24 protein-coding genes and 1 pseudogene are annotated in these 24,761 nt (G+C 65.6%); 11 read left to right on the top strand and 14 right to left on the bottom strand.

Annotated features, from left to right (window positions below; all coding sequences use genetic code 11):
• Nucleotides 1-121 precede the first annotated feature (121 nt).
• From RCH07_RS14470 to RCH07_RS14480, 3 genes are read right to left on the bottom strand one after another with little or no spacing between them, the layout of a single operon-like run.
• Complete coding sequence (locus RCH07_RS14470) at nucleotides 122-1,060, bottom strand: acetamidase/formamidase family protein (RefSeq protein ID WP_326968177.1); 939 nt, start codon at nucleotides 1,058-1,060, stop codon at nucleotides 122-124.
• Complete coding sequence (locus tag RCH07_RS14475) at nucleotides 1,057-2,490, bottom strand: APC family permease (protein WP_326968178.1); 1,434 nt, start codon at nucleotides 2,488-2,490, stop codon at nucleotides 1,057-1,059. Before RCH07_RS14475 ends, RCH07_RS14470 begins: the two co-directional genes overlap by 4 nt.
• Before the next feature lie 36 nt (nucleotides 2,491-2,526).
• Nucleotides 2,527-3,435, bottom strand: a complete 909-nt coding sequence (locus tag RCH07_RS14480; RefSeq protein WP_326968180.1) for a proline iminopeptidase-family hydrolase — start codon at nucleotides 3,433-3,435, stop codon at nucleotides 2,527-2,529.
• Nucleotides 3,436-3,524: 89 nt separating this feature from the next.
• On the opposite strand from RCH07_RS14480, the gene RCH07_RS14485 reads away from it, so the two are divergent.
• Both RCH07_RS14485 and RCH07_RS14490 read left to right on the top strand, forming a co-directional pair.
• Nucleotides 3,525-4,286, top strand: coding sequence for a FadR/GntR family transcriptional regulator (locus RCH07_RS14485; RefSeq protein WP_326968181.1), 762 nt, complete (start codon nucleotides 3,525-3,527; stop codon nucleotides 4,284-4,286).
• Between the two features lie 692 nt (nucleotides 4,287-4,978).
• Nucleotides 4,979-5,908, top strand: a complete 930-nt coding sequence (locus tag RCH07_RS14490; protein ID WP_326968203.1) for a DUF817 domain-containing protein — start codon at nucleotides 4,979-4,981, stop codon at nucleotides 5,906-5,908.
• Nucleotides 5,909-5,926: 18 nt separating this feature from the next.
• Here the strand turns inward: RCH07_RS14490 and RCH07_RS14495 are convergent, their stop codons facing one another.
• On the bottom strand, nucleotides 5,927-6,499 hold the full coding sequence (locus tag RCH07_RS14495) for an MOSC domain-containing protein (RefSeq protein ID WP_326968182.1): 573 nt from the start codon (nucleotides 6,497-6,499) through the stop codon (nucleotides 5,927-5,929).
• Between the two features lie 66 nt (nucleotides 6,500-6,565).
• On the opposite strand from RCH07_RS14495, the pseudogene RCH07_RS14500 reads away from it, so the two are divergent.
• Nucleotides 6,566-6,694: pseudogene (locus RCH07_RS14500) on the top strand (glucosamine-6-phosphate deaminase); the annotation flags it as partial.
• A 114-nt stretch (nucleotides 6,695-6,808) separates the two neighbouring features.
• Here RCH07_RS14500 and soxR read toward each other — a convergent pair.
• Entirely contained in the window at nucleotides 6,809-7,282 is a 474-nt protein-coding gene (gene soxR / locus RCH07_RS14505) for a redox-sensitive transcriptional activator SoxR (protein WP_326968183.1), read from the bottom strand.
• A 164-nt stretch (nucleotides 7,283-7,446) separates the two neighbouring features.
• The gene (locus RCH07_RS14510; protein WP_326968184.1) at nucleotides 7,447-7,989 is read right to left on the bottom strand and encodes a hypothetical protein; all 543 of its coding nucleotides are present in this window, start codon (nucleotides 7,987-7,989) and stop codon (nucleotides 7,447-7,449) included.
• A gap of 66 nt (nucleotides 7,990-8,055) precedes the next feature.
• Between RCH07_RS14510 and RCH07_RS14515 the strand changes: the two genes are divergently transcribed.
• Complete coding sequence (locus RCH07_RS14515) at nucleotides 8,056-8,655, top strand: TetR/AcrR family transcriptional regulator (RefSeq protein WP_326968185.1); 600 nt, start codon at nucleotides 8,056-8,058, stop codon at nucleotides 8,653-8,655.
• A 101-nt stretch (nucleotides 8,656-8,756) separates the two neighbouring features.
• Nucleotides 8,757-9,431 (top strand): VOC family protein, encoded by a 675-nt coding sequence (locus RCH07_RS14520; protein ID WP_326968186.1) that lies wholly within the window; start codon nucleotides 8,757-8,759, stop codon nucleotides 9,429-9,431.
• A 26-nt stretch (nucleotides 9,432-9,457) separates the two neighbouring features.
• Here the strand turns inward: RCH07_RS14520 and RCH07_RS14525 are convergent, their stop codons facing one another.
• From RCH07_RS14525 to RCH07_RS14545, 5 genes are all read right to left on the bottom strand, one after another.
• A complete protein-coding gene (locus RCH07_RS14525) occupies nucleotides 9,458-9,667 on the bottom strand; it encodes an EAL domain-containing protein (protein WP_326968188.1) in 210 nt (69 codons plus the stop codon).
• The gene (locus tag RCH07_RS14530; protein ID WP_326968189.1) at nucleotides 9,664-11,778 is read right to left on the bottom strand and encodes a putative bifunctional diguanylate cyclase/phosphodiesterase; all 2,115 of its coding nucleotides are present in this window, start codon (nucleotides 11,776-11,778) and stop codon (nucleotides 9,664-9,666) included. The genes RCH07_RS14525 and RCH07_RS14530 overlap by 4 nt, the downstream gene beginning before the upstream one ends.
• 192 nt (nucleotides 11,779-11,970) lie before the next feature.
• Nucleotides 11,971-13,227 (bottom strand): formamidase, encoded by a 1,257-nt coding sequence (gene fmdA / locus RCH07_RS14535; RefSeq protein WP_326968190.1) that lies wholly within the window; start codon nucleotides 13,225-13,227, stop codon nucleotides 11,971-11,973.
• A gap of 36 nt (nucleotides 13,228-13,263) precedes the next feature.
• Complete coding sequence (locus tag RCH07_RS14540) at nucleotides 13,264-13,551, bottom strand: FmdB family zinc ribbon protein (RefSeq protein WP_326968192.1); 288 nt, start codon at nucleotides 13,549-13,551, stop codon at nucleotides 13,264-13,266.
• A 34-nt stretch (nucleotides 13,552-13,585) separates the two neighbouring features.
• Nucleotides 13,586-14,224 (bottom strand): AmiS/UreI family transporter, encoded by a 639-nt coding sequence (locus RCH07_RS14545; RefSeq protein WP_326968193.1) that lies wholly within the window; start codon nucleotides 14,222-14,224, stop codon nucleotides 13,586-13,588.
• Nucleotides 14,225-14,501: 277 nt separating this feature from the next.
• On the opposite strand from RCH07_RS14545, the gene RCH07_RS14550 reads away from it, so the two are divergent.
• A complete protein-coding gene (locus RCH07_RS14550; RefSeq protein WP_326968194.1) occupies nucleotides 14,502-14,681 on the top strand; it encodes a hypothetical protein in 180 nt (59 codons plus the stop codon).
• 102 nt (nucleotides 14,682-14,783) lie between these two features.
• The gene (locus RCH07_RS14555; RefSeq protein ID WP_326968195.1) at nucleotides 14,784-16,472 is read left to right on the top strand and encodes a long-chain-fatty-acid--CoA ligase; all 1,689 of its coding nucleotides are present in this window, start codon (nucleotides 14,784-14,786) and stop codon (nucleotides 16,470-16,472) included.
• Between the two features lie 16 nt (nucleotides 16,473-16,488).
• Here RCH07_RS14555 and RCH07_RS14560 read toward each other — a convergent pair whose 3' ends face one another.
• The 3 genes from RCH07_RS14560 to RCH07_RS14570 form a co-directional block, all read right to left on the bottom strand.
• On the bottom strand, nucleotides 16,489-17,130 hold the full coding sequence (locus RCH07_RS14560; protein WP_326968196.1) for an NADPH-dependent F420 reductase: 642 nt from the start codon (nucleotides 17,128-17,130) through the stop codon (nucleotides 16,489-16,491).
• A 64-nt stretch (nucleotides 17,131-17,194) separates the two neighbouring features.
• On the bottom strand, nucleotides 17,195-17,512 hold the full coding sequence (locus tag RCH07_RS14565; protein ID WP_326968197.1) for a DUF6221 family protein: 318 nt from the start codon (nucleotides 17,510-17,512) through the stop codon (nucleotides 17,195-17,197).
• A 125-nt stretch (nucleotides 17,513-17,637) separates the two neighbouring features.
• Nucleotides 17,638-19,509, bottom strand: coding sequence for a Na+/H+ antiporter (locus RCH07_RS14570; protein WP_326968198.1), 1,872 nt, complete (start codon nucleotides 19,507-19,509; stop codon nucleotides 17,638-17,640).
• A 168-nt stretch (nucleotides 19,510-19,677) separates the two neighbouring features.
• Here RCH07_RS14570 and RCH07_RS14575 point away from each other — a divergent pair, with 168 nt between their 5' ends.
• From RCH07_RS14575 to RCH07_RS14590, 4 genes are all read left to right on the top strand, one after another.
• Complete coding sequence (locus RCH07_RS14575; protein WP_326968199.1) at nucleotides 19,678-20,982, top strand: sensor histidine kinase; 1,305 nt, start codon at nucleotides 19,678-19,680, stop codon at nucleotides 20,980-20,982.
• Nucleotides 20,880-21,488 carry a response regulator transcription factor gene (locus tag RCH07_RS14580; RefSeq protein WP_326968200.1) on the top strand — a complete coding sequence of 203 codons (609 nt, stop codon included), beginning with the start codon at nucleotides 20,880-20,882 and terminating at the stop codon, nucleotides 21,486-21,488. The genes RCH07_RS14575 and RCH07_RS14580 overlap by 103 nt, the downstream gene beginning before the upstream one ends.
• 308 nt (nucleotides 21,489-21,796) lie before the next feature.
• Nucleotides 21,797-22,081, top strand: a complete 285-nt coding sequence (locus tag RCH07_RS14585; protein WP_326968201.1) for a hypothetical protein — start codon at nucleotides 21,797-21,799, stop codon at nucleotides 22,079-22,081.
• 505 nt (nucleotides 22,082-22,586) lie between these two features.
• Nucleotides 22,587-24,761 (top strand): hypothetical protein (locus RCH07_RS14590; RefSeq protein WP_326968202.1); only part of this gene is annotated, 2,175 nt, incomplete at its 3' end.

The raw sequence follows: 24,761 nt of genomic DNA on the forward strand, positions 1-24,761 counted from the left end.
CCACCGCGGCAGGGACGCACGCCGGGAACCCGGGAGCACGACGGCGGGCGGACGCCGCCGTCGTGCTGCCGGGTTACGCGCGCAGGAAGGCTTGCCCCCTGGCGGACCGTGGGGGTTGCGGTCAGTGCCGCAGTACGCTCTTGGGCAGATGGTGGACGGTGACTGCTCCCACCGGGTTGAATGGATGGAGCGGGTCCGGAGTCGACGAGCCGGTAGGTCCGCCCAGCCTGGAGTCACCCACTGCACTGAGCACCGCGTAGGCGTCCTCGCGCGTCCACCCGTGATCCTCCACGAGGAAGCTGAACATATCCTCATAGCCGCGGGTAATGCTCTCCTGTACCGGGTTGCCCAAGCCGACGAAGAGCCATTCCTCAGGGGTTTCGATCCGCGGGGCGCGCAGATTCATCCCTTTCGCGAGTTCGATGCTGACGACGGCTGTGCCCTCCGCCTCGATGGCCACGAAGGATGACTCCCCCTCAGCCATCAGGGCATGGATGTCCCCGATCGAGAGATAGGCGCCCTCCACCATCACGGGCAGGTAGACTTTCGAGCCCGGCCGGCACCCCGTGAGGTCCATGTTGCCGCCGCCCGCGAAGCTTGGCATGACGGTGGAGCCTTCGCCCTCCGCCGGTGCGGTACCAATGCAGCCGATCATAGGTTTCGTGTCGAAAACGTGCTGATCGGTCACGTGCACGCCGGCAGCGTCGATCGGGATCCGGCGGGTGAACATCTTCGGGCCCATCACATCGCGCAGCGCTCCGGTTCCCGGCAGACTGACGGACCAGCCGAAATCCTTGAGCCGGATCTCGTGGATGGTGACGATCAGGGCGTCGCCAGGCTCGGCTCCGGCCACCACCACCGGTCCCGTGACCGGATTGATGCCGACGGTGAGCCGGTCAAGGTCGCGATGTTCGTGCAGCTCCGCGTAGACGGCGTCGCTCGTCTCGAACGCGATCCGTTCCCCGGTTCCGGGATCAATCCGAAGCGCAGGTTCTTCCCGCGAGGAGAAGGAAAATTTGCCGTGGGATTTGTCGAGGAAGTGATCGGCGACGTCGGTCACGGCTGGGACTCCGTTCTGCTCATGGCCGGCTCCGGGTCCCCGCTGTTGCCCTCCGTGAGGTCCGTCGTCCGGCCGGTGAACTTGTAGAACGCAAACACCGCGGCGCCCACCAGCAGCCAGATGGCACCGCCGATTTTCGCCTCCGGCGCCGCGTTGAGCAGGACGTAGCCAATAATCAGGAAGCCCAGGACCGGCACCACAAGATGCAGCAGATAGTTCTTCGACTTCTTGTGCACGACGTAGTGAAAAATTACCGAGAGGTGCAGAAGCATGAACCCGAACAAGGCGCCGAAGTTCACCAGAGCGGAAATGACGTCGATCTGTCCGACGAAGAACAGGACGAGGACCGCCGAGACGGCGGACACCAGGATGATGGCGTTCCGGGGCACCTGCCGGGTATCGATCCGGGACAGGAACCTCGGCAGCTGGCGGTCCCGGCTCATGGAGTACAGGAGCCGGGACGTGGCGGCCTGAGCTGCCATGGCGTTGGCGATACCGATCGCGAGCACGTTCACGACGAAGAAAGCTGTCATCCAGCCGCTGTTCGAGGCAGCCTCCACGATAGTGAAGAATGCGTTTCCCACCTCGTCATCGTTGAACGAGTCGCGGCCGGCCGCCAGGGCACTGGCCAGCCAGGTCTGCACGACGAACAGGAAGGCCACGAGGAGCAGTGCCAGGATCATCGCCCGGCCGGCGGCGTTACGGCCGCCGGTGGCTTCCTCCGCCATGGTGGAAATGCCGTCAAAGCCGAGGAAGCTCAGCACCGCAATGGACAGCGCCGAGGCGATCAGCGGGCCCGTCACCTTGCTCGAGTCCCAGAGGGGACTCATGGTCAGCTCGGCGCCGGGCACGGTGTTTCCGGCGAGGGCATTGATGGCGATGACGACGAAGATCACGACAAAGACGAGTTCAATCGCGAGGAAAATACGGTTCATCCGTTTGATCGAGCTGATGCCGAGCAGATTGATGACGGTGTTGACTGCGACGAAGATCAGCGCCCACAGCCAGCGCGGCGAATCGGGGAAGATCCCCACCATCGACTCGGCGGCGAAGACGTACAGCAGCGTCGGGACAAGGAGATAGTCCAGCAGGATGGCCCAGCCGGCAAAGAACCCGGCCGTAGGATGGATCCCGCGTCCCACGTAGGAGAACACCGAGCCCGCGAGCGGGATGGACTTTGCCATCTGCTGATAGGCAAGGGCTGTGAAGATCATGGCGACAAGACCGATCACGTAGACAAGCGGGACCATTCCTCCCGCTGCGTTATAGACGACGCCGAAGATCGCCCAGGGCGCGATCGGCACCATGAAGACGAGCCCGTAGACAAGCAGATCCGTGGTGGAAACCGATCTTTTCAGTTCCTGCTTGTAGCCGAAGGCTTCGAGCTGCTGTTGGGGGCTGAGCTCGGCAGAGCTGGATGAAGTGGCCATCAACTTCTTTCTGGAGAGGGAGTGGTTGCTGGGTGGTTAGTGGTCGTGGCGGTCGTGGCGGGCCAGATGGGCGGCAATGACGGCCTGGAAGGCCTCGGGTTGTTCGAGGTGTGAGCAGTGGCTCGCCCCGGCGAAGACGTGGCTGGATACGTCCGGGATCTTCGCGATGAAGGGTGCCCAGGTGGCGGGGGTCGCCTCGTCCAACTCGCCGGCCACCACCAGGGTCGGTGCGGTCACCTGGTCCAGCCGGTCAATGATGTTCCAGTCCCGAAGCGTTCCGATGACATGGAACTCGTTGGGCCCATTCATCGTGTGGTAGACGGTCGGTTCGGCCTCCATCTGGGCCACGCTGTCGTCGAAGTCCGCCGGGAACGGCGTGAGTCGGCAGACGTGCCGCTCGTAGAACGCCTGCGAGGCGGCAGCGTACTCCGGTGAAGCCAATGTGCCCGCCGCTTCATGGCGCACCAGCGCGTCCTGAACGTTCTGGGGAAGCTGTCCTCGGAGCCCTTCTGCGGCCTCGGCCCACAGTGCCATTGAGGCCGGCGAGTTGCAGATGGAGAGACTGGCCAGCCCGGGTGGCTGGCGCACGGCGATTTCCGCGCCCAGCATGCCGCCCCAGGATTGCCCGAGGACGTGGTATCGGTCGAGCCGGAAGTACGCCAGAAGATTGTGGAACTCATCGACGAACAACCCGGGCGACCAGAATTCCTCCGGAGCGTCGGGCAGATGCGTGCTGTTCCCGCAGCCCAGCTGGTCGTAGAGAATGACGGTCCGCCCGGTGGTTGTTAGCGCCGCCAGATTCTTCAGGTAGTTGTGGGCCATGCCTGGCCCGCCGTGAAGCACGATGAGCGGCAGTGCGCCGGGCACAGGGAGGTCCGGGGTGAAGCGTGCGGTCCAGGTCTCCCAACCGCGGAATGGGACTCTGAAGGTTGTGAGTGTTGTCACACTTGATCCTTTGCTCGGGCGTGAGGATCATCCTTGCGCATAAATGGTCTGATTCCAAGACCTTTTAGAAATATGTATAAGTTGGTCCCATGGGCAAGAGCAAAGAGGGCGGTCCCGAAGGAGCCCTGGGCGTGCCGCTTGCGGCTATGTCCCGGGCCGATGAAATTGCCGACCGTCTCATCACGGCGATAGCGGTCGGGGAGTACCTGCCGGGTGCGCGTTTGCCTTCGGAGCGGGATCTGGCGCAGTCCCTGCAGGTCGGCAGGATGACGGTGCGGGCCGCCATTGGCCGGCTGGTTGAACAGGGCCTGCTATCTACTCAACGCGGCCGTGCGGGCGGCTCGTTTGTCCGGGAACAGTGGACGGCGGCATCCAACGCGTCGGTGCAGCGGACGCTCGCGTCGCGCTGGGAATCGTTGCGGGATACCTGCGAAGCGATGGTCCACCTGTACGGCACCATCGCCCGGGCGGCAGCGGAGAACCGGACGGATGCCGATGCCGTGGTCCTTCAGGAGCGGTTGGAAGCGTACCGCATGGCGGAATCGGGCAGCGCTTCGCAGAAGGCCGACGCGCTGCTCCACATGGCGATCGCGGAGGCGGCCCACAATCTGACTCTGACGAGGATCCTCCTGGAGCTCGAGGCACAGATCGGGCTCGGCGCCCCCGCCCACCTCTGGGGTTTCCCCGAGGGAATGCGGGAAATGGAGCTCCGCGCGCTGGCTGATCACGAGAGACTGGTTGATGCCATTTGCGCGCGGCGTCAAGCGGAGGCGGGCACCATTGGCCTCACGCACGCACGGATCGACATCGAGCTGCTGGAAGCGGCGTTGAACAGGGCTGGTTCGATCTAATCCGGCTCCTATTGGGCTATTGATTTTGGGCTATTGATCATTTTCGTTAGTTCGTCGGGGGTTTCGACGGAGCCTGGACCTTGTCGCGCCGGGGGACATGCTCATTCTTCGCACCCGGGACTGGGCATAATGACACTCTGTCCATCCGCTGGCCCCGGGGCGGGGCATGTCCCTTTGGGTCGGTGTCCAGTCCAGCGGGACATGCTCATTCTTCGCACCGCCGGGACTGGGCATAATGACACTAGGTCCACCCGCTGGCCCCGGGGCGGGGCATGTCCCCTTGGGCCGGGCCACCGCGCCCAGACGCCGACGAACTAACGAAAATGTCCGATAGTGGCCGGGGTTGGTGCGGGATGAACGGCTTCGGTGACCGGGCTCAAGCCGCTGGAGTCGATCGCGTCCAGAACCTGCCACGGCGCCCTGCCGCCGCCCGGTTACCTTCCCCCCGTCCGCGGCGCAGATTTCCCCACGACGCGAAAAAATCCTGGCGCATGGGGTATTCCGGTGTCGCCAGCTCTTTTGCGCAGCGGGAAACCGATGGCGCGTCGCCAAGCCAACCTGCCCCCCGCGAACGTCGCCTTCCACTCCGGTAGGGTGTGGGCATGGGGCGGGGACCGGCCAGGACGGGACCGACAGAATGCCGCGATGACCTGGCAGTCTGGCGCCAGGGTTGGCGGGGGAGTGGGGTACCAATCCGCAGCTTCACTTCCGTAGAGCACCGCATCGATGAGCGGGCACATCGGTTTCTGGACCGGGCCCCTGCCGGCGGCGTCCGCGCCGGCCTCATCGAGTTTGCTGTTTTCGGTCTAAAACAGGCCTGGGCCTGCATCTTTGGCGCAGCGCTCCTCGCCGTGATCCTTGCAGCGCGCCTGTGGTATCCGGAGGATGCCGGACTGGCCAGGAACGATTTCCTGACCCTCGCCGCGGTCACCATCCAGATTCTGATGGTTGCAGCGCGGCTGGAAACCCTGCGGGAACTCAGGGTGGTTGTCCTCTTTCATGTGGTCGGAACGGCGATGGAGCTGTTCAAGACCGACGTCGGCTCCTGGTCGTATGAGGCCGAGGGTTTCCTGCGCATCGGGGCCGTGCCGCTCTTCAGCGGCTTCATGTACGCCGCAGTGGGTTCATATATGGTGCGCGTCTACCGGCTCTTCGATCTGCGCTTCGCCAGGTACCCGCGGCGCTGGGTCACGGCGGTCCTGGCCGCGGCCGTCTACGTGAACTTCTTCACCCACCACTACATCATCGACGCTCGCTGGGTTCTGCTGGCCGCCGTCGTCATCATCTACGGCCGGAGCGTCATGCACCTCCGGGTCTTCCGCCGGCAGATCCGCATGCCTTTGGTGCTGGCGTTCCTGCTCGTGGCGCTGTTCATCTGGATCGCCGAGAACATTGCGACGTGGTCCGGGGCCTGGCTCTACCCGAGCCAGCTGAACGGGTGGCACCCGGTCTCGTCTGACAAGCTGGTCTCATGGTTCCTGCTGATGATCATCTCGGTGGTCCTGGTGGCGTGGATTTACAAGCCGGAGCCACCCGGGCCGGTGCGGGAGGCCGGCGGATCCGACGCCGGTGAGTCGCAAGCGGTTCCGGTTGTCATCGCGGAAGGCGGGGCCACGCGGTAGCGCCGATCTGGATGCGTGCTACGGCAGCCGTGATGGTCGCAGCAGGCTGGGAGTGCCGGCGCGTTCGTGGTCCAAGGGCACCGGGCTGATCAGGACGCCCGGCCCACGGTGCAGTACACCGTCCGATAGCGGCTGGCAGCGCACCCCGCCTCGCCCGCGCATGGCGGCGTGGGCCCCCGGGGCGAGCATCCGGTCCATCCAGGCGCAAGGGTGGGCAGGCCGTCCGGCCCTGAGCCGCACCAGATCCCCGCGCGTTTCCAGCGCGAAGTCCGTGCCAAGCAGCGGAGCCAGGTGGGCTCCTCTGAGGACCACATTGCGTCGCGTCAGGAGGGGGTCAAACGGTGCCGCCCGCAGCTCCGCGGCCATCGCTTCGAGAGCCTCGATGGCGATCAGAGTGACGGCGGCATCCATATGCGCGGCCTTGCCGAAGAACCGGTCGCCGACGATGCCTTTGCCGGCCACCAGGTCCACCCGCTCGGCGTCTGTTGTGGGAACGTCCGCTGCGCCCTCGCGCGTGCGGCCGAAGTACGCGTGCGCCGGGGACACGAGCAGATGCAGGACCTCGACGTCGTACCGGTAGCTTTCCGTCACGTCCTAAAACTACCCTCCGAGGCGGCGGCCAGCACGCCGGGGCGGGCCGGCGAGCGTCCACGCCCCGGATCCAACGGCCACATCGGCTTCAATGAGCCGGGCTCGCCCTTCTCGTCCCGAACCCGGGCGGTGACCCTTGCCGGCCGCACGCGGCGGGACAACGCACGGTTTTTCGACACCTTTGAAATCGTGCCAGCGAGGAGTTCCCGGCTTCGCTGCGGCAACGCCACCCCCGGGTAATTGTGGTTCAGGATACGGATTCCCGACTTGCATGGTCTGCGAGCAACGGCCGGGCTCGTGCCGTTCCCGTCAATCGGCAAAGGCTGCAGATTCGGCATTTCGCAGCCATCGCGAGCCTGGACCTTCGCCTGCGGCAGCATCGTCCGGATTGAAGAGGGTGCATTTGCCCAGCGACAGGCAACCACATCCGATGCATCCGTCGAGGGACGATTGCAGCGCTTCGAGCTGGCGGATCCGGCGGGCAACCGTTGCCGCCCATTGCCGGCTCATTTTTTGCCATTCGCGCTGCGTGGGCGCCCGCTCGGGCGGCAACTCGGCCAGCGCCGCCGCTATTTCCTGAAGGGTCAGTCCAACGCGCTGGCCCGCGGCAACCACCGCAAGCCGCCGGAGCGTGTGGCGCGGGAACTGGCGCTGGTTGCTTGCTGTCCGGGTGGCTTGAATCAGACCACGCTCTTCGTAGTAGCGAACGGTCGGCACGCTCACGCCCGCACGCCGCGCGAGGTCGCCAATCGACAACAACTCGAGGCGAGCAATGTGCGGCATGGCTAACAGCTTTGCAGCCCTCGCGCTTGACCTCAAGTCAGCTTGAGCGCCGAGCCGGTGTATCTCCACGCAGAGGATCCGGCCGGGGCACCGGAGATCACCAGCTTCACACCGGTGAGTCCGCGGGTCGTGACGTCGCGGAAGACCCCCAGCCGATGGTCTTGCTATGCGGGCTTCGGTGCCGACTCGGCCTTGGGCCAGAGGGTGTAGCCGAGCGCCCAGAGCAACTCGGCTGCGACGATGAGACCGAGGATCCCATATAGGCCGCTCAGAGCACTGGTTCTCGACACGTCATCAACGAGAGACGTAATCAGCCACAGGATGCCGGCCGCAATCACGACGGCGAGCGTTGTGCGGGCGACATCTTTCCAGCACTCGCCCGCGTACGCTCGCCCGTATTTCTTGACCGGAGCCGGTCCCGCTGCGAACTTGTGAGCAAACCGGATGTCCGCCCAGCTGATCATCTTGTGCCCGTACGCCACGGAGACGCCGAGGTAGATGGCGGCAATACCGTGAAAGAGCGTCGCCATCGCTCCAGCCATCATGTCGATAACTGTCGCAGCGAGAAGAATGAGGTCAACCACCGGGGTGATAGCGAGCAGGACCACTCCGGTCCTTTTCAGCCGCAATACGTATCGCGCAATCAGACCGAGGACAATCAGGACCCAGAAGCCGATCTCGCAGCCGACAATAATGGCGAGAATCACGCGCGCCTTCCGTTAATACGAGTGTGCTTTAGCGAGACTCTAGCACGCTCGTGCTAGATTCGTTCTATGGCAAGGACTATCGATCGGGACGCCCGCAAGGTGGAGCTCGCTGAAGCGGTTTGGCAGGTCATCATCGACAAAGGGATCAGTGCCGTTTCGGTGCGAACGGTTGCGCAGCAGGCCGGAGTGGTTGTTGGCTCCCTGCGTCACGTGTTTCCCACCCGCGCTGAGTTGCTGGTTTTCTCGGCCGAGTTGATGGTCCAGCGCGCAACCGAGCGGGTGCGTGCCGCCCCCGGATACCCGAGCAAAGTGGAGCATGCGCTGGAAATCGTGAAGCACTTCCTGCCCCTTGAGCCAGATACCCGCGCTGAACTTGAAGTCAACATTGCGCTGATTGCAGAAAGTCCGGCCCTGCCGGAACTCACTTCAATCAGAGACCACGCATATCGAGGGTTGGGGGACGCCTGCCTCCAGATAGCCGAGATGCTCGCCGGCAGGCCACGCGACCCAGCACTCGTTCGTAGTGCACGCCGTTTGCACGCGCTCATCGACGGACTGGCCATCCATCTGCTCATTGAAGCATCCGAGCGCGACAACGTATGGGCGATTGAAATTCTTCAAGAAGAACTGGTCCGCATCGGTGGCACTGAGCAAAGTGTTCACTAGAAAGTACGGGCATCTTAGGCGGCGCCTATGCCGCGGAGACCGACACGGTTCGTCAGCGGCCGCTTGACTTCAAGTTAGCTTGAGCCGCTTGGCTGAGGGGTATGAAGATTACCAAGGTGTCAGCCAGGGTCCGGAACGCTCGTGGAGCCGCAGACTTCTACGCGAGTGTTCTCGGCGTCGGCGTCGACCGCGCGCCAAACGCCGTGTCCGTGACGATAGGGGCGACTCGGCTGGTCCTCGTCGAGGACCCCGCAGCTGAAGGGGACCACCACTTCGCGATTACAGTTCCGTCCAACAAGTTCGACAGAGCAAAGACCTGGATACAGCAGAGGGCAGTGCTGCTCGGCACATCCGACGCGGACGAATTCGAATGCTCGCCGGCATGGAATGCACGCAGTCTCTACTTCACGGGCCACGACCGGTCGGTTCTCGAGTTGATCATTCGGCGCGATCTCGACAACGCCACGGCCGGCCCTTTCACGAGTACTGACCTCCTCTGCGTCAGCGAAGTCGGGGTCGCCGCAGCCGATGTGCCCCCCGTGGCGGCAACTCTCATCGATGACGCCGACGTTGCTCCGTATGGCGATGCGGCCGGAAGCACCTTCAGGCCAATCGGAGACGCCGACGGCTTGCTGATCGTCGTGACGCCAGGTCGACCCTGGTTTCCAACAACGGATCGTACCGCGCAAGAAAGCCCGGTCTCGATCACGGCAGTCGGTGGCCGCCCGGGAACCTATCGGCTCGGCGCTTGCGGTTCTCTTCACGTTCTGGCCTAGCACCCGGGCTGGCGTGGCCGGAAGTTTCAACCCGAGATGCTGGCGGTCTCAGTGGTTTCCAGTGCCGCCGTCGGCCCAACCGGACCGCTTCTGCCGGTGCGGTCGGCCAGCCACACATCCAGCGCCGCGACGGGGCCGGGCCGGCCCACGCAATATCCCTGCGCCAGATCGCACCCGTGATCTGCCAGTTGGGCGAGCGTTTGACTGTCCTCGACCCCTTCGGCGACCACGCTCATGCCCTGGCCGTGGGCCAGGGCATGATGGATTTCACGAGGTTGGCGGCACGGGGACTGTCGCCCATCCCGGCCACGAAGGACCGGTCGAGTTTGAGTTCATCGAGCGGCAGATCCCTCAAATAGGCGAGCGAGCTGTACCCGGTTCCGAAGTCGTCCACTGAGATCCGGACTCCAGCCTGCCGAAGCCTGGTCAGTACAGCGCATGCACGGCCCGGGTCTGCTACCAGGCACTCTTCGGTGATTTCGATTATCAGCCTGTCAGCCGTAAGGCCATGTGAGGCGATCATGGCAGCGACGCGGACCGGCAGCTCGTAGTCGGCGAGGGCGCCGGCTGAGACGTTCACCGCCACCGGGAACGTGAGGCCGTCCTCGCCCCACACACGCGCCTGGTCCAGGGCCAGCGTGATCACCTGGTCTGTCAGCTCCGGCATGAGCCCGGCTTCCTCGATCAGGGGCAGGAAATGGCCGGGGTAGAGCAAGCCCCGGCCGGGGCGGTCCCACCGCACCAGCGCCTCGACGCCGGCCATGTCCCCGGTGCCGAGGTTAATCTTCGGCTGGAAATGCAGCACCAGCTGATCGGTGTTGATCGCGGCGCGGAGTTCTTCCAGATCGCGGAGTTTTTCGGCACTGTGGGGATCGTCGGACAACTGGTACACATGGTGTCCGCTGCGGGTCGACTTCGCCTTGTACATGGCCAGGTCCGCCTTCCGCATCAGCACGCCGAGCTCCTGGCCGTGCGCCGGGGCGAGCGCGATTCCTATGCTCACATCTGTGCGCAGCGCTATTCCGCCCAGGGTGATGGGCTCCACAATGGCCGCACGTATCCTGCCTGCCACCGAGCAGGCCTCCTCAAGGGTCGCATCCGGCAGGAAAACAGCGAACTCGTCCCCGCCGATCCGCGCCAACAGATCCTCAGTGCGCAGAAGCTGGCTAAGCCGCCGGCCCACCTCCGCCAGCAACAGGTCTCCGGTCCCGTGGCCCAGGCCGTCGTTGACCTCCTTGAATCTGTCGAGATCGAGTAACGCCAGTGCGCCGTGCCCTCCGGCCGCTGCGTCCAGGCGCACCGGGAAGTCCGCATGGAAAGCCCGCCGGTTGAGCAGTCCCGTGAGGTGGTCGGTCCGGGACTGGCGCCGCAGATCCGCCGTCGTCAACAATTCCTGGAACGCCACCTGGGTGCGGGCGGCGGCAGCGGCGAGCGCCAGGCAGGACAATATGACGGCGGGCAGGGACACCGGAACCTGCGTGCCCGCAGTCAATACCGCCAACCCGGTGAGTGTTGCCGCCGTTGAAATCGCCAGGGTGCGGGTGCGGGTCCGTGGTTTCTCGGCAACGGAACTGTCCTCTGAGCGACCAACCCAGACCGCCGTCAGCGCCAGCCCGACGGCCCAGCCGGCGTCCAGCGGAGTCCCCAGTACATAGGATCCGTCACTGGCCAGGTAGGCGAACAGCACGTCGCAGACGGCAAAGACCATCAACCCGAGCACCAGCGCCGTCACCCGGTGACCGATCCTCAGGTCCGGGGCCGCTGCCATTCCCGCAACGGCTGCCACAAGGAGCCAGTCAAGCACCGGGTACGCGGCTGAAATCATGGTGCCGGGCGACAGCGGCTGCCCTGCCGTCGACACGAAGATGGGATCAAGCAGGATCGCCAGTGGGGCCGCTGCTGCGAGCGAGGCAACGGCCGCATCCAGGACCGCAGCCCACGACAATCGGCGTGTCTGCTGCCGCACCATCGCGGCAAGAGCGAGGAAAATAAACGGGTAGAAGCCGAGGTAGCCAATATCGGCCACGCTTGGGAAAGGCTCCGTGCCGCTCAGCGCCTGGGCCAGCGTGTAGTAATGGTCACCCGCAGCGAACGACGTCACGGCCAAGGCCGCAAATAGCGCTGGCCGGCTCTTCCAGCCGTTTCGATGGACCGCTGCCCAGCACACCGCAGCCGTCATCCACATGGCGAGGGGGCTCAGCCAGTTGTTCACGAACGCGGTGGCGTCACTGCCGGGGATGAACAGGCCCACCACGTAGGCGGACACCGCCGCCCACATCGCCAGTTCGAGCCGGGACCCGGCCCGCCATTTCCGCAGAATCCTGGACCCTTGCCGCGCTCCGGCCAACTACCCCACCCCCCAAGTGATGGCCCGAGCCTACCCTACGAAACCAGCGCCGACTATGCCCTCGGCAGCGCGGCCAAAGTGCCCGTGCGCCTCAGCGCCGGCGCATCACCACGGAGGGGGCGCCCGCCCGGCAACATGCCGTCCGGGCGACCCCTGGCTGGTGGGCGGTCAGTGCTGCGGCTCAGCGCCGGCTCATCGGTTGCTGGCCCTGGGGACTCCTATGCTCGGATCGACCTGGTGGGGACCGGCCGCCGAGGGCCGCACATCGAAGTCGAAGACGGCAGTGGGGATGTAGACGGTGGAGCAGGAGTTCGGGATATCCACCACGCCGGAGAGACGCCCTTCAATGGGGACGGCGCCCAGGATGATGTAGGCCTGTTCCCTGCTGTAGCCGAACTTGCTCAGGTAATCGATGGCATGGAGGCAGGCCCGCTGGTAGGAAAGGTGCGAGTCGAGATACCGCTGCTCGCCGTCCAGGGTCACCGAGGTGCCGGAAAATGCCAGCCATTGACTGAACTGCGGGTCGACGGTCCCGGGCATGAAGATGGCATTTTCGCTCACGCCGTACGTGTCCATGCCGCCCTTGATGAGGTCGACTCTCAGATCGATGAATCCGCCCATCTCGATCGCCCCGCAGAACGTAATCTCCCCGTCCCCCTGGGAGAAGTGGAGGTCTCCCAGGGACAGGTTGGCGCCGTCGACGAAGACGGGGTAGAAAATTCGTGTTCCTTTGGACATGTTTTTTATGTCCTGGTTCCCGCCGTTTTCCCGCGGGGGCGCGGTCCTGGCCGCTTCCCCGGCCACCCTGCCGAATTCCGAGGCCGCCAAGTGTCCAAGGACCGCGTGTTCGGCCTCGGGCGGCAGTGCCAGCGGCGGAACACGATTGGGGTTGGTGGCGATGAGGTCCCCTTCGCGTTTGTTCCATTTCGCGAGTAATTGGGCCGAGGGCGCTGTGCCCATCAGCCCGGGGTGGATCAGTCCGGTGAAGGACACTCCCGGTACGTGCCGCGACGAGGTGACTTGGCCGTTGAAGTCCCAGATGGCCTTGTAGGCGTCGGGAAACTGCTCGGTGAGGAAGCCGCCGCCGTTGCTGGTGGCGAAGATGCCGGTGTAGCCCCAGCCCTGTCCGGCAAGCGGCCCGGAGTCCTCCTGCGGGATGGGGCCGACGTCCAGAATGTCGACCACCAGCAGATCGCCGGGTTTGGCGCCTTCGACGGCGAATGGTCCGCTGAGTTTGTGGACGGTCAGCAGCGGGGCGTTGAGGACGTCCTCGGCAGAGTCGTCGTTGACGATGGCCCCGTCAAACCATTCCCGGCAGTCCACCCGGAACGAGTCCCCCGGTTTAACCGTGGCGACGGGTGGAATTTCAGGGTGCCACCGGTTGTGGCCGATCTTTTCCTGGTCCTCGAACTTCCTGGCGGAGTCAAGGGTAAATATCTTTGCGGGCATTTCGTCTCCTTTGACTGGGCGCCGCTTCCGCGATGCTTATGGCCGCGGCAGTTTCCGATGTAACGGGTTGGATGAGTATGGCTGGAGCCGTCGGGGCGTTCCGGGGAGCCGGGACGTTACGACGTCGGGTTCGGCTGCACTGCGTTTGGTGGCGTCGATGAGCCGGAAAGCCTGGGATCCGGCCTTGGAAAAGTGCGGCGCGCTGATGAGCCGGCGGGATGGTGCACCGCACGAGGGGCAGGGCACGGCGTCCGGGGCCTTCCCCATCGGATGGGTTTCCTCGAAAAGCGAGCCATCGGAGCAGCGGTACTCATAGGTGGCCACGGATCGGTTCCTCTCTATTCGCTGTGAAGCAGTATCAGGCGGGCCGGGTGACGCTGGTGACCTGGCCGGGCTGGGTGCTGCTGCGCATCGACTTGCGGCCAAGGACGTAGGCTGCCGCCAGCGCGAACGCCGCCACCGCCGCTACCAGGGCCGCGTAGCCATTGTTGGTCTCGTAGCGGCCGAGCAGCAGGAAGAACGCTGGAATGGTGCCCGTCAGGTGGCTGATGAACACCGTGAACCAGCCCGTCATTTTGGTCAGTGACGTCTTGTTCAACCCGAGAAGGAGGAAGAACATGAACCACAGCACTGCCCACACGAACCAGATGACGCCAAACACAGGGTCGCCCACGAGGGTGAACTGCAGGACCCCGATGACGACGGCGCAGGCGGCGACGAACACCGAAAACCATCCGAGGCCTTCGCCGCTGATCCCTGTCATCTGCAGGACGCCGACATACAGGTAGGTGAAGCCGAAAAGGTAGAGCCCGGCCGCGCCGAAAATGACAGAGAGATCGCCATTCGCCTGGAGGATGATGATCGTGGGGAAAACCACTTGCATGGTTCCCACAAAAAAATTGAGGATGGCGGCTGACTTGCCCGGGATGACCCCCAAGAGCATCAGCCCGTTGACAAACAGAACCGCACCTACGTAAAGCAAACCAACACTGCCCATGTCAGCTCCGTCAATTGATGCACAAGTGATCAGTGATGCACTGGAGGGCATTCCCGGCACAGAACACATCGAGTGGGAGGAATGTTTTAAGCGAATAAAGTCCGTGAAACTGGAGGACCAAATCTAAGCATATTCCGCGACGGCGCAGCGGGCTAAGGTCTTATGGCCTTACTTTGCGGCGTGGTCCGGTGCGAGGGACGGCTGTGCCCCGGATCAGTGGGCAGGGAAAGCCGGCAACCCGGGCCATCTTCTGTTTCCTCAGCGGCGAATTCCTGTTATGAACTACTACAGCCCGGCGGCGCAGGAACGGGTTCGGGACGCCGCATACGATGCAGTCGAGAAGGTCTTGGACAGCATGTTCGAGCCGCTGAGCCGGCAGGCCCTCACCACACGGTGGAACCAGGCCTGCGAGGCCATGGCGAAACACCTGGAAGCGCAGGACACCGGCGACGAGTGACGCTCTCCGGTGCGGGAACCCTCCGATCCGCACCGGGGTCCCGTCCGGCCGCCCGGGCCCGGGCATTTCGCCGGAGATGGGACTTCACGGCAAGATGAGACTATGCCGAATACAGACCAGCAGCCCTGGCTGAAGAACTACCAGCCGGGTGTCCCGGCCGAAATCGATCTGCCCACAGAGTCCCTTGTCGCGATGCTGGAGCGGTCCGTGGCGGAGGCCGGCGCTGCCCCCGCGCTGGAATTCTTCGGCCGCCGGACCAGCTACACAGAGCTCGGCGGGCAGATCGACCGGGCCGCCGAGGGCCTGCGCCGGCTGGGCGTCCGCGCCGGGGACCGGGTGGCCCTCATCCTGCCGAACTGCCCGCAGCACGTGGTCGCCTTCTACGCGGTGCTGCGCCTCGGCGCCGTCGTCGTCGAACACAACCCGCTGTACACCTCCAGGGAACTCCGCCACCAGTTCGAAGACCACCAGGCGCGTATCGCGATTGTCTGGGACAAGGCGGCGGCAGCCCTCCGGCAGTTCCCGTCCGATATCGAGATCGACCACGTCGTGTCCGTCAATCTCCTCGAGGCCTTCCCGGCCGTCAAGCGGCTCGCCTTGCACCTGCCGGTGAAGAAACTGCGCGAGTCCCGCGAGGCGCTGACCGGCCCCGCGCCGGGAACCATTTCGTGGAAGAGGCTCCTGAGCCACGGCCCGATCGACCCCGAACACCCGCGTCCTGCGGTGAATGACCTCGCCGCCATCCAGTACACCTCGGGCACCACGGGCCGGCCCAAGGGTGCCATGCTGACCCACTTCAACCTGTATTCCAACGCCCTGCAGGGCGAGGCCTGGATGGCGGGCGCGGAGTACCGCAAGGAGATTTTCTACGCAATCCTGCCGATGTTCCACGGCTTCGGTATGACGCTCTACCTCACCTACGGCATCCGCAAGCAGGGGCTGCTGGTCCTCTTCCCCAAATTCGATCCGGACCTGGTGCTGGCGGCGATGAAGAAGTCGCCCGCAACCGTCTACTGCGCGGTCCCGCCGATCTACGAGCGCACCGCGATGGCCGCCAAGGAGAAGGGCATCTCGCTGCGCTCCTGCAAGTACTGCATCTCCGGCGCCATGAACCTGCCAGACCATGTGGTGGAGCTCTGGGAATCGGTGTCCGGCGGCCTGCTCGTGGAGGGCTACGGCATGACCGAATCCTCTCCCGTGGCGCTGGGAAACCCGTTTCACCCCACCCGCCGCAACGGCACCATCGGCGTGCCGTTTCCCTCGACCCTGATGAGGGTGGTGGACCTGCACGATCCCGCGGCCGAGGTGCCGCCGGGCCAGCCGGGGGAGCTGCTGCTGAAGGGCCCGCAGGTCTTCCAGGGCTACTGGAACAACCCGGAGGAAACCGCGAAGACCCTCACGCCAGACGGCTGGCTGCGCACCGGTGATGTGGTGACCGTGGATCCGGACGGCTTCACCACCATCGTGGACCGCGCCAAGGAGCTCATCATCTCCGGCGGCTTCAACGTCGCGCCCACCGAAGTGGAGACGGTGCTGCGGCTGCACGCCGACGTCAGGGACGCCGCTGTCGTCGGCCAGCCGCTCGAACGCGGCGGCGAGATGGTGGTCGCCGCCGTCGAGCTCGAACCGGGCAGCACCCTGCACGAGGACGCCCTCCGCGAGCACTGCCGCGAGCACCTCGCCGGCTACAAGGTCCCCAAGCGGATCGTCGCCATCGCGGACATGCCGCGCTCGATGCTCGGCAAGATCCTGCGCAGGCAGGTCCGGGAACAGGTGCTCCCGAGGCTCTGACGCGTCCGGTGCGTCCTCAGACGGTGCGCGGGGCCCGGGCCAGGTTCTCGGTGAGCTCTGCGGCATTCTGCCGCACGACGTAGGCCGGGCGGTCGCGCTCCACCCGCCAGCTCTCGGACAGCGGGCCGATGTTGACGGTGTCGAAGCCGAACTCGTCGTACAGCCTGGTCACCAGCTCCGCCGCCTCCGGGTAGTCGCTGGCCGTGGCCAGCGCACGCCGGTTGTCTGTGCCGGCCGGCGTCCCGTCCGTGGTGATCTGCGTGGACATGATGTGGTTGAAGCCCTTACCCACCTTGGACGCGGGCAGATGCTCCTGCAACAGCCCGGAGGTGGTGGCCTCGCCGTCGTCCAGGGCCGGGAATCGGCCGTCCCGTTCCCAGTAGTAGTTGTTCGTGTCGACGACGATTTTGCCGGCCAGCGGCTCCACCGGGACCTCGCCGATGTTCTTGAGCGGGACGGTGACGACGGCGAAATCGCCGGCCGCTGCCGCCTCGGCCGGCGTCGCGGCCCGGGCCTGCTGCCCCACCTCCGCGACGAGTTCCGTGAGGGTTTCCGGTCCCCGGGAGTTGCTGATCACGACGTCGTAGCCGAGCTGCACCGCCTTGCGTGCGAGCTGGCTGCCAATGTTTCCTGCACCGATGATTCCGATTGTTGTCATGTCCGGGCCAACACCGGGCCGGACGCAGATATTTCTGCGAATACGGTCCGCGGGCCGGCGGAACTCAGAGCCGCAGCCAATCCTGATTGAAATCCGGGTGCTCAAAGTAGGGCAAGGCCACGGCGTTCAGCGAGTGTGCCATCCACTCGATCGACTCCGGGATCAGCGGCCGCTCCCCGGCGGGCTCGCTGACCATTGCCGTCAGGGCAGCCTGGCGCGCGGATTCGACGATGCCGATCAGCCGCCTTTTGGCCTCGCACTCCAGCAGCAGGCGGCGTTCGTACCATTCGCCCGAAATCGAGACGGATCTGTCGCCCAGGAGCGTCCGCGCCGCAGCCTCATCTTCGGTGATGCGCTGGGACAGGAAGTCAACAATGTCCACACCTCGAGGGTACGCGCGACCCCTCGAGGCCGGATATGCGCGCGGACGCGGCTGTGCGGTGCAAGGTTTGCGCCGGATCATCCGAACGGGAAACGCACGCCGTCACCCCGCGCTCCGCCACCCCGTCACCCCAGCACATCGTCCTCGTAGCACCAGCGCCAGTCCTCGCCGGGTTCGGCGCTCCGCATGACCGGGTGGCGGGTCGCGTCGAAGTGCTTGGACGCATGGGTACCGGGCGAGGAATCGCAGCAGCCCACGTTCCCGCACGCCAGGCACATCCTGAGGTGGACCGGCGTCGTCCCTTCCCTGGCGCAATCCGCGCAGTAGGCGTCAGGGGGGACTGCCGGGGAGGACGCGGAGTCCAGATGCTCACAGATCCCGCCCGGCCGGGCAGCGCGCTCGCCGCCGCCGTCGGAGGTTTCCAGCTCCTCCAGCGATGCCTCCAGCATGGACTCTTCAACATCCAGCCGGTCCAGCACTTCGCTGAGGACCTCGTGCGCGTACTCGCCTCCGCGCCGCAGCTCCAGCACCTTCGCCCGCTCCGCGTCCAGCATCGCCAGCCGCAGTTGGGCGTAGCGCTGGCTGGGGGTCGACGCCTCCGTCGAGGGACGGCCGAGGCGTTCCCAGGCCGCGAGTCCGCGTTCCTGCGTCCTCCGCTTCAGCATCGCCATGACTTCGGGCGGATCGCTCGCGGTGCGCAGCTCCTGCAGCCGCTCGACGCCCGCCGCCGTGGCCTGCTGCATCAGCGACGCCTGGTTGAGGGCGTCCTCGCGCGGGTCCGGTCCCTGGACGCGCAGCAGCCGGACCAGCGCCGGAAGCGTGAAGCCCTGCAGCGCCAGGGTTCCGCCCACCACCACCATGGCCGCGAGGACCAGCACGGAACGGTGTTCCAAATCCGCCGGCAACACCAGCACCGCGGCAAGGGTCACCACACCGCGCATTCCCGCCCAGGACACGATGGCCGGGAATTGCCACGGCGGCGCCGGGTCGTTCCGCTGGACGGACGGGATCAGCCGCGGCAGGTAGGTTGCGGGGAACACCCAGAGCGGCCGGAGCAGCAGCACGGCCAGCAGGATCACGGCGCAGCCGGCCCAGATCCGGGCCGACCCCAGCGAATCCCCCTGGACGCCTTCGATGATGGTCCGGACCTGCAGCCCGATCAGCAGGAACACGGAATTCTCCAGCAGGAACTGCACCGTGGTCCAGTTGCTGCGCTGGCTCAGCCGCGCGGCGCCGTTGGGCATGGACGGCGCCTTCGTTCCCATCACCAGGCCGGTGACGACGACGGCGAGGACACCGGACGCGTGGATGGCCTCGGCAGGCAGATACGCCAGGAAGGGCGCCATCAGCGACGTCGAGGTGTTGATGGCAACGCTGCGGATCCGCTTGCGGAGCTCGGTCAGTACATAGGCGGCCGCAAGGCCCACCACCAGGCCGCCACCGGCCGCCACCAGGAAACCGCCGGCGATGTCGGCGGCAGAGACGGTTCCGCCGATGGCGGCGATGGCAGCGCGGAGGCAGACCAGGGCGGTCGCGTCGTTGACCAGGGACTCGCCTTCGAGGATGCTGACGATTCTGCGGGGCATCCCCACTTTCCGGGCGATGGCGGTTGCCGCGACGGCGTCGGGGGGCGCGACGACCGCGCCGAGGGCGATGGCTGCGGCCAGCGGGATTTCCGGAAACAGCCACCAGACGACAAAGCCGATACCCACCGTGCCGAAGATGACATAGCCCACCGACAGCAGTCCAATGGAACGGCGGTTCGAGCCGAAATCGAAGAGCGAGGTCTTCAGCGCCGCGGCGTAGAGCAGCGGCGGGAGCAGGCCCACCAGGACGAGTTCGGGATTCAGCTCGATCCGGGGGACGAAAGGCAGGAAGGAACCGGCGACGCCGGCCAGCACGAGCAGCAGCGGGACGGAGACGTTGATTTTCCGGCCCAGTGCGCTGCCCGCGCAGACCACCGCAACGAGTACCAGCAGTCCGAGAGCGACGTCCATAGGGCCATTCTGTCAGGTGCGGGAACGGATGCCGCCGGACGGCCCCTATAAGAAAGTCACCCGGCGGATTGGCCCAAAGGATGAATCTTCTGGCTTTGAGGTTGAGCTGGACAGGAATTGACGAAGCCGGGCCCTCTGCCGTGGATAGGGACCTGGCCGCTGCTGATAATGACGGCCGCAATCGCCTCGGCGGGCTGGAAGCCATATGTGTCCCTCGGATTCACGGTTGCCCTGCTCGCGGGCCAGCTTGTGCACGTCATTCCCGCGATGTATAGCAATGACTGGGCGATTTACCTCGGCTCCTTCATTGCCCTCGGCTTCATTCAGTGGACGGCGGGCCACAGGACGCGGCTGGTGGCCGCGGGGGCCAACGTAGCCTTCGCAGCAGTCATGACCCTGATGATGCTCTCCTGGCGGTACAGCAACGGCCTCGGTGGGTGTGGGGCCACTTACGCCGGTGACCGCTACACGTTGGTCAAGTACGGCTGGCAGCTTTTCGCCCTGCTTGCCTTCATCGCCGCCTCCTGCGCCGCCGTCGGCCTGCTTCTGGCCCTGTACCAGGAACGCGGCAGCCTGTTCCGTGCCCGGAGCCTTGCGCAGAGCAGCCTGAAGGAAACCGAAGTGGACCTGATCATAGAGCAGGAACGAACCCGGATAGCCCGCGACCTCCACGATGTCCTGGCGCACTCCCTCGCTGTGATTGCGGCGCAGGCCGATGGCACCCGCTACCTGAGCAAGGACCAGCCGAAAGCCGTGTTGAACGCCCTGGAGAACATTGCGACGTCGGCCCGGAGTGCCCTGGTGGGCGCGCAGCGCGTCATCGAGGGCGTCCGGGACGACGGCCTCGTCACGCCCCAGCCACGGCTCAGTGATGTCGAACCGCTGGTGGAACGGATGCAGGACAGCCTTAGCATCGAGCGCAGCGCAACCGGGGTGCCTGTGGAGCTTTCCGCCGGACAGCAGCTCGCGGTGTTCCGGATTGTCCAGGAATGCCTGACGAACGCTGACCCTGCATGTGGCGTCGGAGGTGCCGTCCGCCGGTTCCGGCAGCCCGGAAAGCGCCGGCGAACCAAGGGTGGGCCGCGGCCTCGCCGGGATGCGGGAACGTGCGCACCTTGCCGGCGGCTGGGTGACGGCCGGACCGGACGGCGAACATTACCGCGTGACCGTCTTTATCCCCTACGGGGCGGGGATTTCCGACGCCGGGGGCACCGCCGACGAGGACACCGGGTCGCAGCTGGTTTCTGCCGGACCATCCGCCGTGCTCCCGGACGGGTCCCGTGTGGAAGCCGGCGTCCGTGGTTGATGCCGGAGCGCGAATCTCCGTGGCGCTTGTCGATGACCAGCCGCTGTTCCGGGCCGGGATCCGGATGCTGGTCGAAATCCAGGCGGATATGGAGATGTCCGGGGAAGCCGCCGACGGCGAACAGGCAGTTGCGCTCGCCGCCGAACGCAACCCCGACGTTATGCTGATGGACCTGCGTATGCCGGTGCTCGACGGCGTCGCCGCGACCCGGCGGATAGTGCAGCAGGCGGCGGCATCCGGGAGGGCCGCGCCCAAGATCATCGCCCTGACCACCTTCAACCGGGACCAGGCCGTCGTCGAGGCTGTGCACGCCGGCGCCAGCGGCTACCTGCTCAAGAGCGCGGAAAGGGAGTTCGTGCTGGCCGCCATCCGCACCGTGTACTCGGGATATTCCGTGATCGCTCCAGGGTCGGTGCAGGCGTTGTTCCAGCACGCAGCCAGGACGCTGCCCTCCGCGGGGCCGGACCTGTCAGTGCTCGAAGTCCTCTCGGCCCGCGAACGGGACGTATTCCTGCTGGCAGCCAAAGGCCTGGGCAACGGCGAGATCGCCGAAAGCCTGTTTGTTTCCGAGGCCACCGTCAAGACGCACCTCAGGAGTGTGCTGGACAGACTGGGGCTCGGAAGCAGGCTCCAGCTGGTGGCGTTCGCCTACGAGCGCCGTCTTCTGGGCTGAGCCCTCCTGATGCGGCAACGATTCGGGAACGAATGCCGGGCAGGCAATCCGTTCGGTGCTGACCCGCCAATAATGAGGAGATGACGGCCCCCCTCAGGCACCCGGATCTCGATCGCAGCCGGCGGTCTTTAGCGCTGGTCGCTGTCACTGCCGCCCTGGCAGCTGCTGCTTCGGGATGTGCTTCCTCCGCGGGGAACGGAGAACCGCCCTGCCTCCCGCCCGCCTTTTCGGTGAACCCGTCGAGTGCGAAAGCGGGCGATAGCGTGACCGTCACGGCTCCGGACTCTGGCTGCAATCCCCGCTATGGGGTGAACGCCCGTATCCAGGTGACCGTCACGGATGCGGCAAGCGCCGAGGTGGTCAACACCACGGCCCCGATGAATGACGCCGGCGGATTTACTTACACTTTTGAGGTTACGGCTCAAGCGGCCGCCGGCGCTGCGGCTGTCACGGCCTTCCCCTACAACATCGACTGGTGCGATGACACCGGCAGGAACAACCGCGCCGATAGTAACCGTGCCGCTGGGGCTGCGGTGTCGTTGCAGCGGGCATCCTGTGTCATGCCAATGAAGCCGCTGAGCATCACCAGTTGAGGTCAGCGGGCACCAGCCCACCACGTCGAGATCGCTTCAACTGGGTATGCCCGATGCCAACGTCCCGGGTGTAGTTCCGGGATCTTCGTAGCCAGCGCTCAGCCCGTCTGGGAGAGGCCCGGATTCAGCTCCTTGCGTCAGCCACCGACTCCACCCGCCGCCCAAGCCCGCCTGAGAATGTCAATCCAATTTGAGCCCCGGTCAGCGGTAAATCGCTTCCTTGTCCGGGCCCATGGCACGGCGGGGCGGGAGTCGCCGCATTCGCCTGAATATTCACCGTGACAGATAACCTGATGTGCTGTGACAAAAATTTATGGCCGGAACTCTAGACATTGGAAATATCCCGGGCGTACCGTGAGCCAACACTCGTTTCCAGCTGGGGAGCTACGATGCATGTTGGGGAAAGCGGCGTCTGCCGTCACGTCTAAATCGGGTTGCCGGTGGCCACAGGCTGCCGGCTTTGTTATGCCGGGGCGCTCTCGCCTCGGGGTTGGGACTGGCCCTGGTGGCCGGCTCCTCCGGCCCGGGCCTGGCTCTGGTGCCGATGGCCATCCCCGGGGCACCGCCCGGCGCGGTGACCACGATCGGGGCCCTGGGGTCCCGGCCGGGCGCGACGCGGCTGCCGATCAGTATCAGCGATCAGGTCGCCGCCAGCGTCGATGTCGGGACCGGAAACCTGATGCTCTCCGTCACCGGCATTTCCCTGCCGGGGATCACCGGTGAGGTACCGCTCGGGGTGGTCTACAACTCAGAATCCACCGACACCACCGGGGCGGACGTCGCGAACCGCTGGACGCTGTCCCTGGGCGGGGCCGGATCTTTGTCCACCACGCCTTCCGGGGTTCTCCACACCGGCGGGGACGGGTATTCCTCCCTGTACACCCCGGTCGCCGGGTCCACGACGGCGTTCACGGCGCCGGCCGGCACGAAAGCTGACCTGGAGAAAAAGGCGGACGGGTCCTACACGCTCACGTCCCGGACCACGGCGACGGTGGTGGGCTTCAATGCTGACGGGCGGGTGAAATCGATGACTGACCGGAACGCCAACACCACCACCTTTGCCCCGGCGACGGGAAAAATCACCGACATCACCGCCACGAAGGGCGTGACCGGGGCCAGGTCCGCGCGCCTGTCCTATCACTCGTTCTCAAACACCCTCATCGGCTTCTCCCAGACGAGCGGGGCTGCGGCCCGGTCGGTGTCGTTCAGCCCTGACGGTTACGGGAACCTGTCCTCCTTCACGGACCTGGCCGGGAAGATCACCACGTTCACCACCAGCGGGGGCCGTCTCACCACGATCACTCCGCCGGCCGGAGGCGCCACCATGCTGAGCTACGATTCATCCGGCAGGGTGGTGCAGATCGAAAAGGTGAACACCTCCCCGGGCTCGCCCGGGAATTCGGTCACCCGCCTGGCGTACCCGTCCGCGACCCAGACCCTGGTCGCCGGACCGAACACCGATCCGGCCGTCGCGGTCGCCTCGGGCCCGCGCACCACCTACACACTGAACAGCGATCTGCGGGTTACCGCCGCGACCGATGCGATGGGCCGGGCCCGCACAGCGACCTATACGGGGGACTTCGATACCCTGACCTCTTCCCAGGGCACCGGAACGGGTTCCGGGACGACGACGAACACGTACGGGGCGAACACCGGGGAATCGATCACCGCGTCGGCGTCCCAGGGCGGCGCCGCCGGGCAGGGCGCCTACGCCAACACCGCCGCGAACACCAAGTACCTGGCGACCTCCTCCACGAACGACGCCGGGAACCAGTCCCTTTACACCTACAACGGAGCCGGGAACACCCTGAGCTCCTCGGACGCCCTCGCCGCGACGGCCACCCTCGAAGTGAACCTCGACGGAACGGCCAAGACCGCCCTCGCACCGGGGAACGGCACAAACAAAACCCAGTACGGCTACAACGCCACCAAGGAACTGACGTCCCTGACTCCGGTCACCGGGTCCTCACTCGGGGCCCGGGCTTTCACCTACGACGTCTGGGCCCGCCCGGCGACGGCGACCGACGGTCGCGGCATCACCCTGACCTACACCTACGACGGGGTCGGCCGGCTCGCCCAGACCACGTTCTCCGACGGGACCCCCGCGGTCTCCTACACCTACACCGCGAACGGCCGGGTCCAGACCCGGGTCGACGGGTCCGGGACCACCACCTACGGCTATGACCAGATGGGGCGGCTGAAGTCCCGGGAAAACACCGCTGGCGGCGGGACCATCACCTACGCCTACGACAAGGCCTCGAATCTGGTCTCCACCACCGACACCCGCGGGACCACCTCCTATGCTTTCGATGACTCCGGGGTCATGACCGAATTGACTTATCTGATCTCCGGGGTGCAGAAGACCCTCGCGGTCGCCACCGATGACCGTGGACGCCGGACCGACACCTGGCTGCAGGCCTCCCAGTCCCGCAGCAGCTGGAAGGCCTACACCCACACCGATTACGACCGTACCGGCCGGATCACCCGGGTCACCTCCAAAGCCGGGGAAGGCGACACGAACAACACCACCGTCGTCGACCTGTCCTACTGCTACTCCGCCGGCTCCACCGCCCCGACCTGCCCGACCACGACGGCCGCGGACCGGGCCAAGATCCAGTGGACGAAGAACAACCTCACCGGCGTAGCCACCGCCTACACCTACGACAAGGCCGGGCGCCTC

Origin of the sequence: Arthrobacter sp. CG_A4 (genome assembly GCF_035985125.1) — a bacterium.
GTDB lineage: Bacteria > Actinomycetota > Actinomycetes > Actinomycetales > Micrococcaceae > Arthrobacter.

Coding starts and splice junctions, on each gene's coding strand:
- RCH07_RS14475 (WP_326968178.1), bottom strand. CDS start 2,490: ATGGCCACTTCATCCAGCTCTGCCGAGCTCAGCCCCCAACAGCAGCTC.
- RCH07_RS14485 (WP_326968181.1), top strand. CDS start 3,525: ATGGGCAAGAGCAAAGAGGGCGGTCCCGAAGGAGCCCTGGGCGTGCCG.
- soxR (WP_326968183.1), bottom strand. CDS start 7,282: ATGCCGCACATTGCTCGCCTCGAGTTGTTGTCGATTGGCGACCTCGCG.
- RCH07_RS14515 (WP_326968185.1), top strand. CDS start 8,056: ATGGCAAGGACTATCGATCGGGACGCCCGCAAGGTGGAGCTCGCTGAA.
- RCH07_RS14520 (WP_326968186.1), top strand. CDS start 8,757: ATGAAGATTACCAAGGTGTCAGCCAGGGTCCGGAACGCTCGTGGAGCC.
- RCH07_RS14525 (WP_326968188.1), bottom strand. CDS start 9,667: ATGAGCGTGGTCGCCGAAGGGGTCGAGGACAGTCAAACGCTCGCCCAA.
- fmdA (WP_326968190.1), bottom strand. CDS start 13,227: ATGCCCGCAAAGATATTTACCCTTGACTCCGCCAGGAAGTTCGAGGAC.
- RCH07_RS14545 (WP_326968193.1), bottom strand. CDS start 14,224: ATGGGCAGTGTTGGTTTGCTTTACGTAGGTGCGGTTCTGTTTGTCAAC.
- RCH07_RS14550 (WP_326968194.1), top strand. CDS start 14,502: ATGAACTACTACAGCCCGGCGGCGCAGGAACGGGTTCGGGACGCCGCA.
- RCH07_RS14555 (WP_326968195.1), top strand. CDS start 14,784: ATGCCGAATACAGACCAGCAGCCCTGGCTGAAGAACTACCAGCCGGGT.
- RCH07_RS14560 (WP_326968196.1), bottom strand. CDS start 17,130: ATGACAACAATCGGAATCATCGGTGCAGGAAACATTGGCAGCCAGCTC.
- RCH07_RS14570 (WP_326968198.1), bottom strand. CDS start 19,509: ATGGACGTCGCTCTCGGACTGCTGGTACTCGTTGCGGTGGTCTGCGCG.
- RCH07_RS14575 (WP_326968199.1), top strand. CDS start 19,678: ATGACGGCCGCAATCGCCTCGGCGGGCTGGAAGCCATATGTGTCCCTC.
- RCH07_RS14580 (WP_326968200.1), top strand. CDS start 20,880: ATGCTGGTCGAAATCCAGGCGGATATGGAGATGTCCGGGGAAGCCGCC.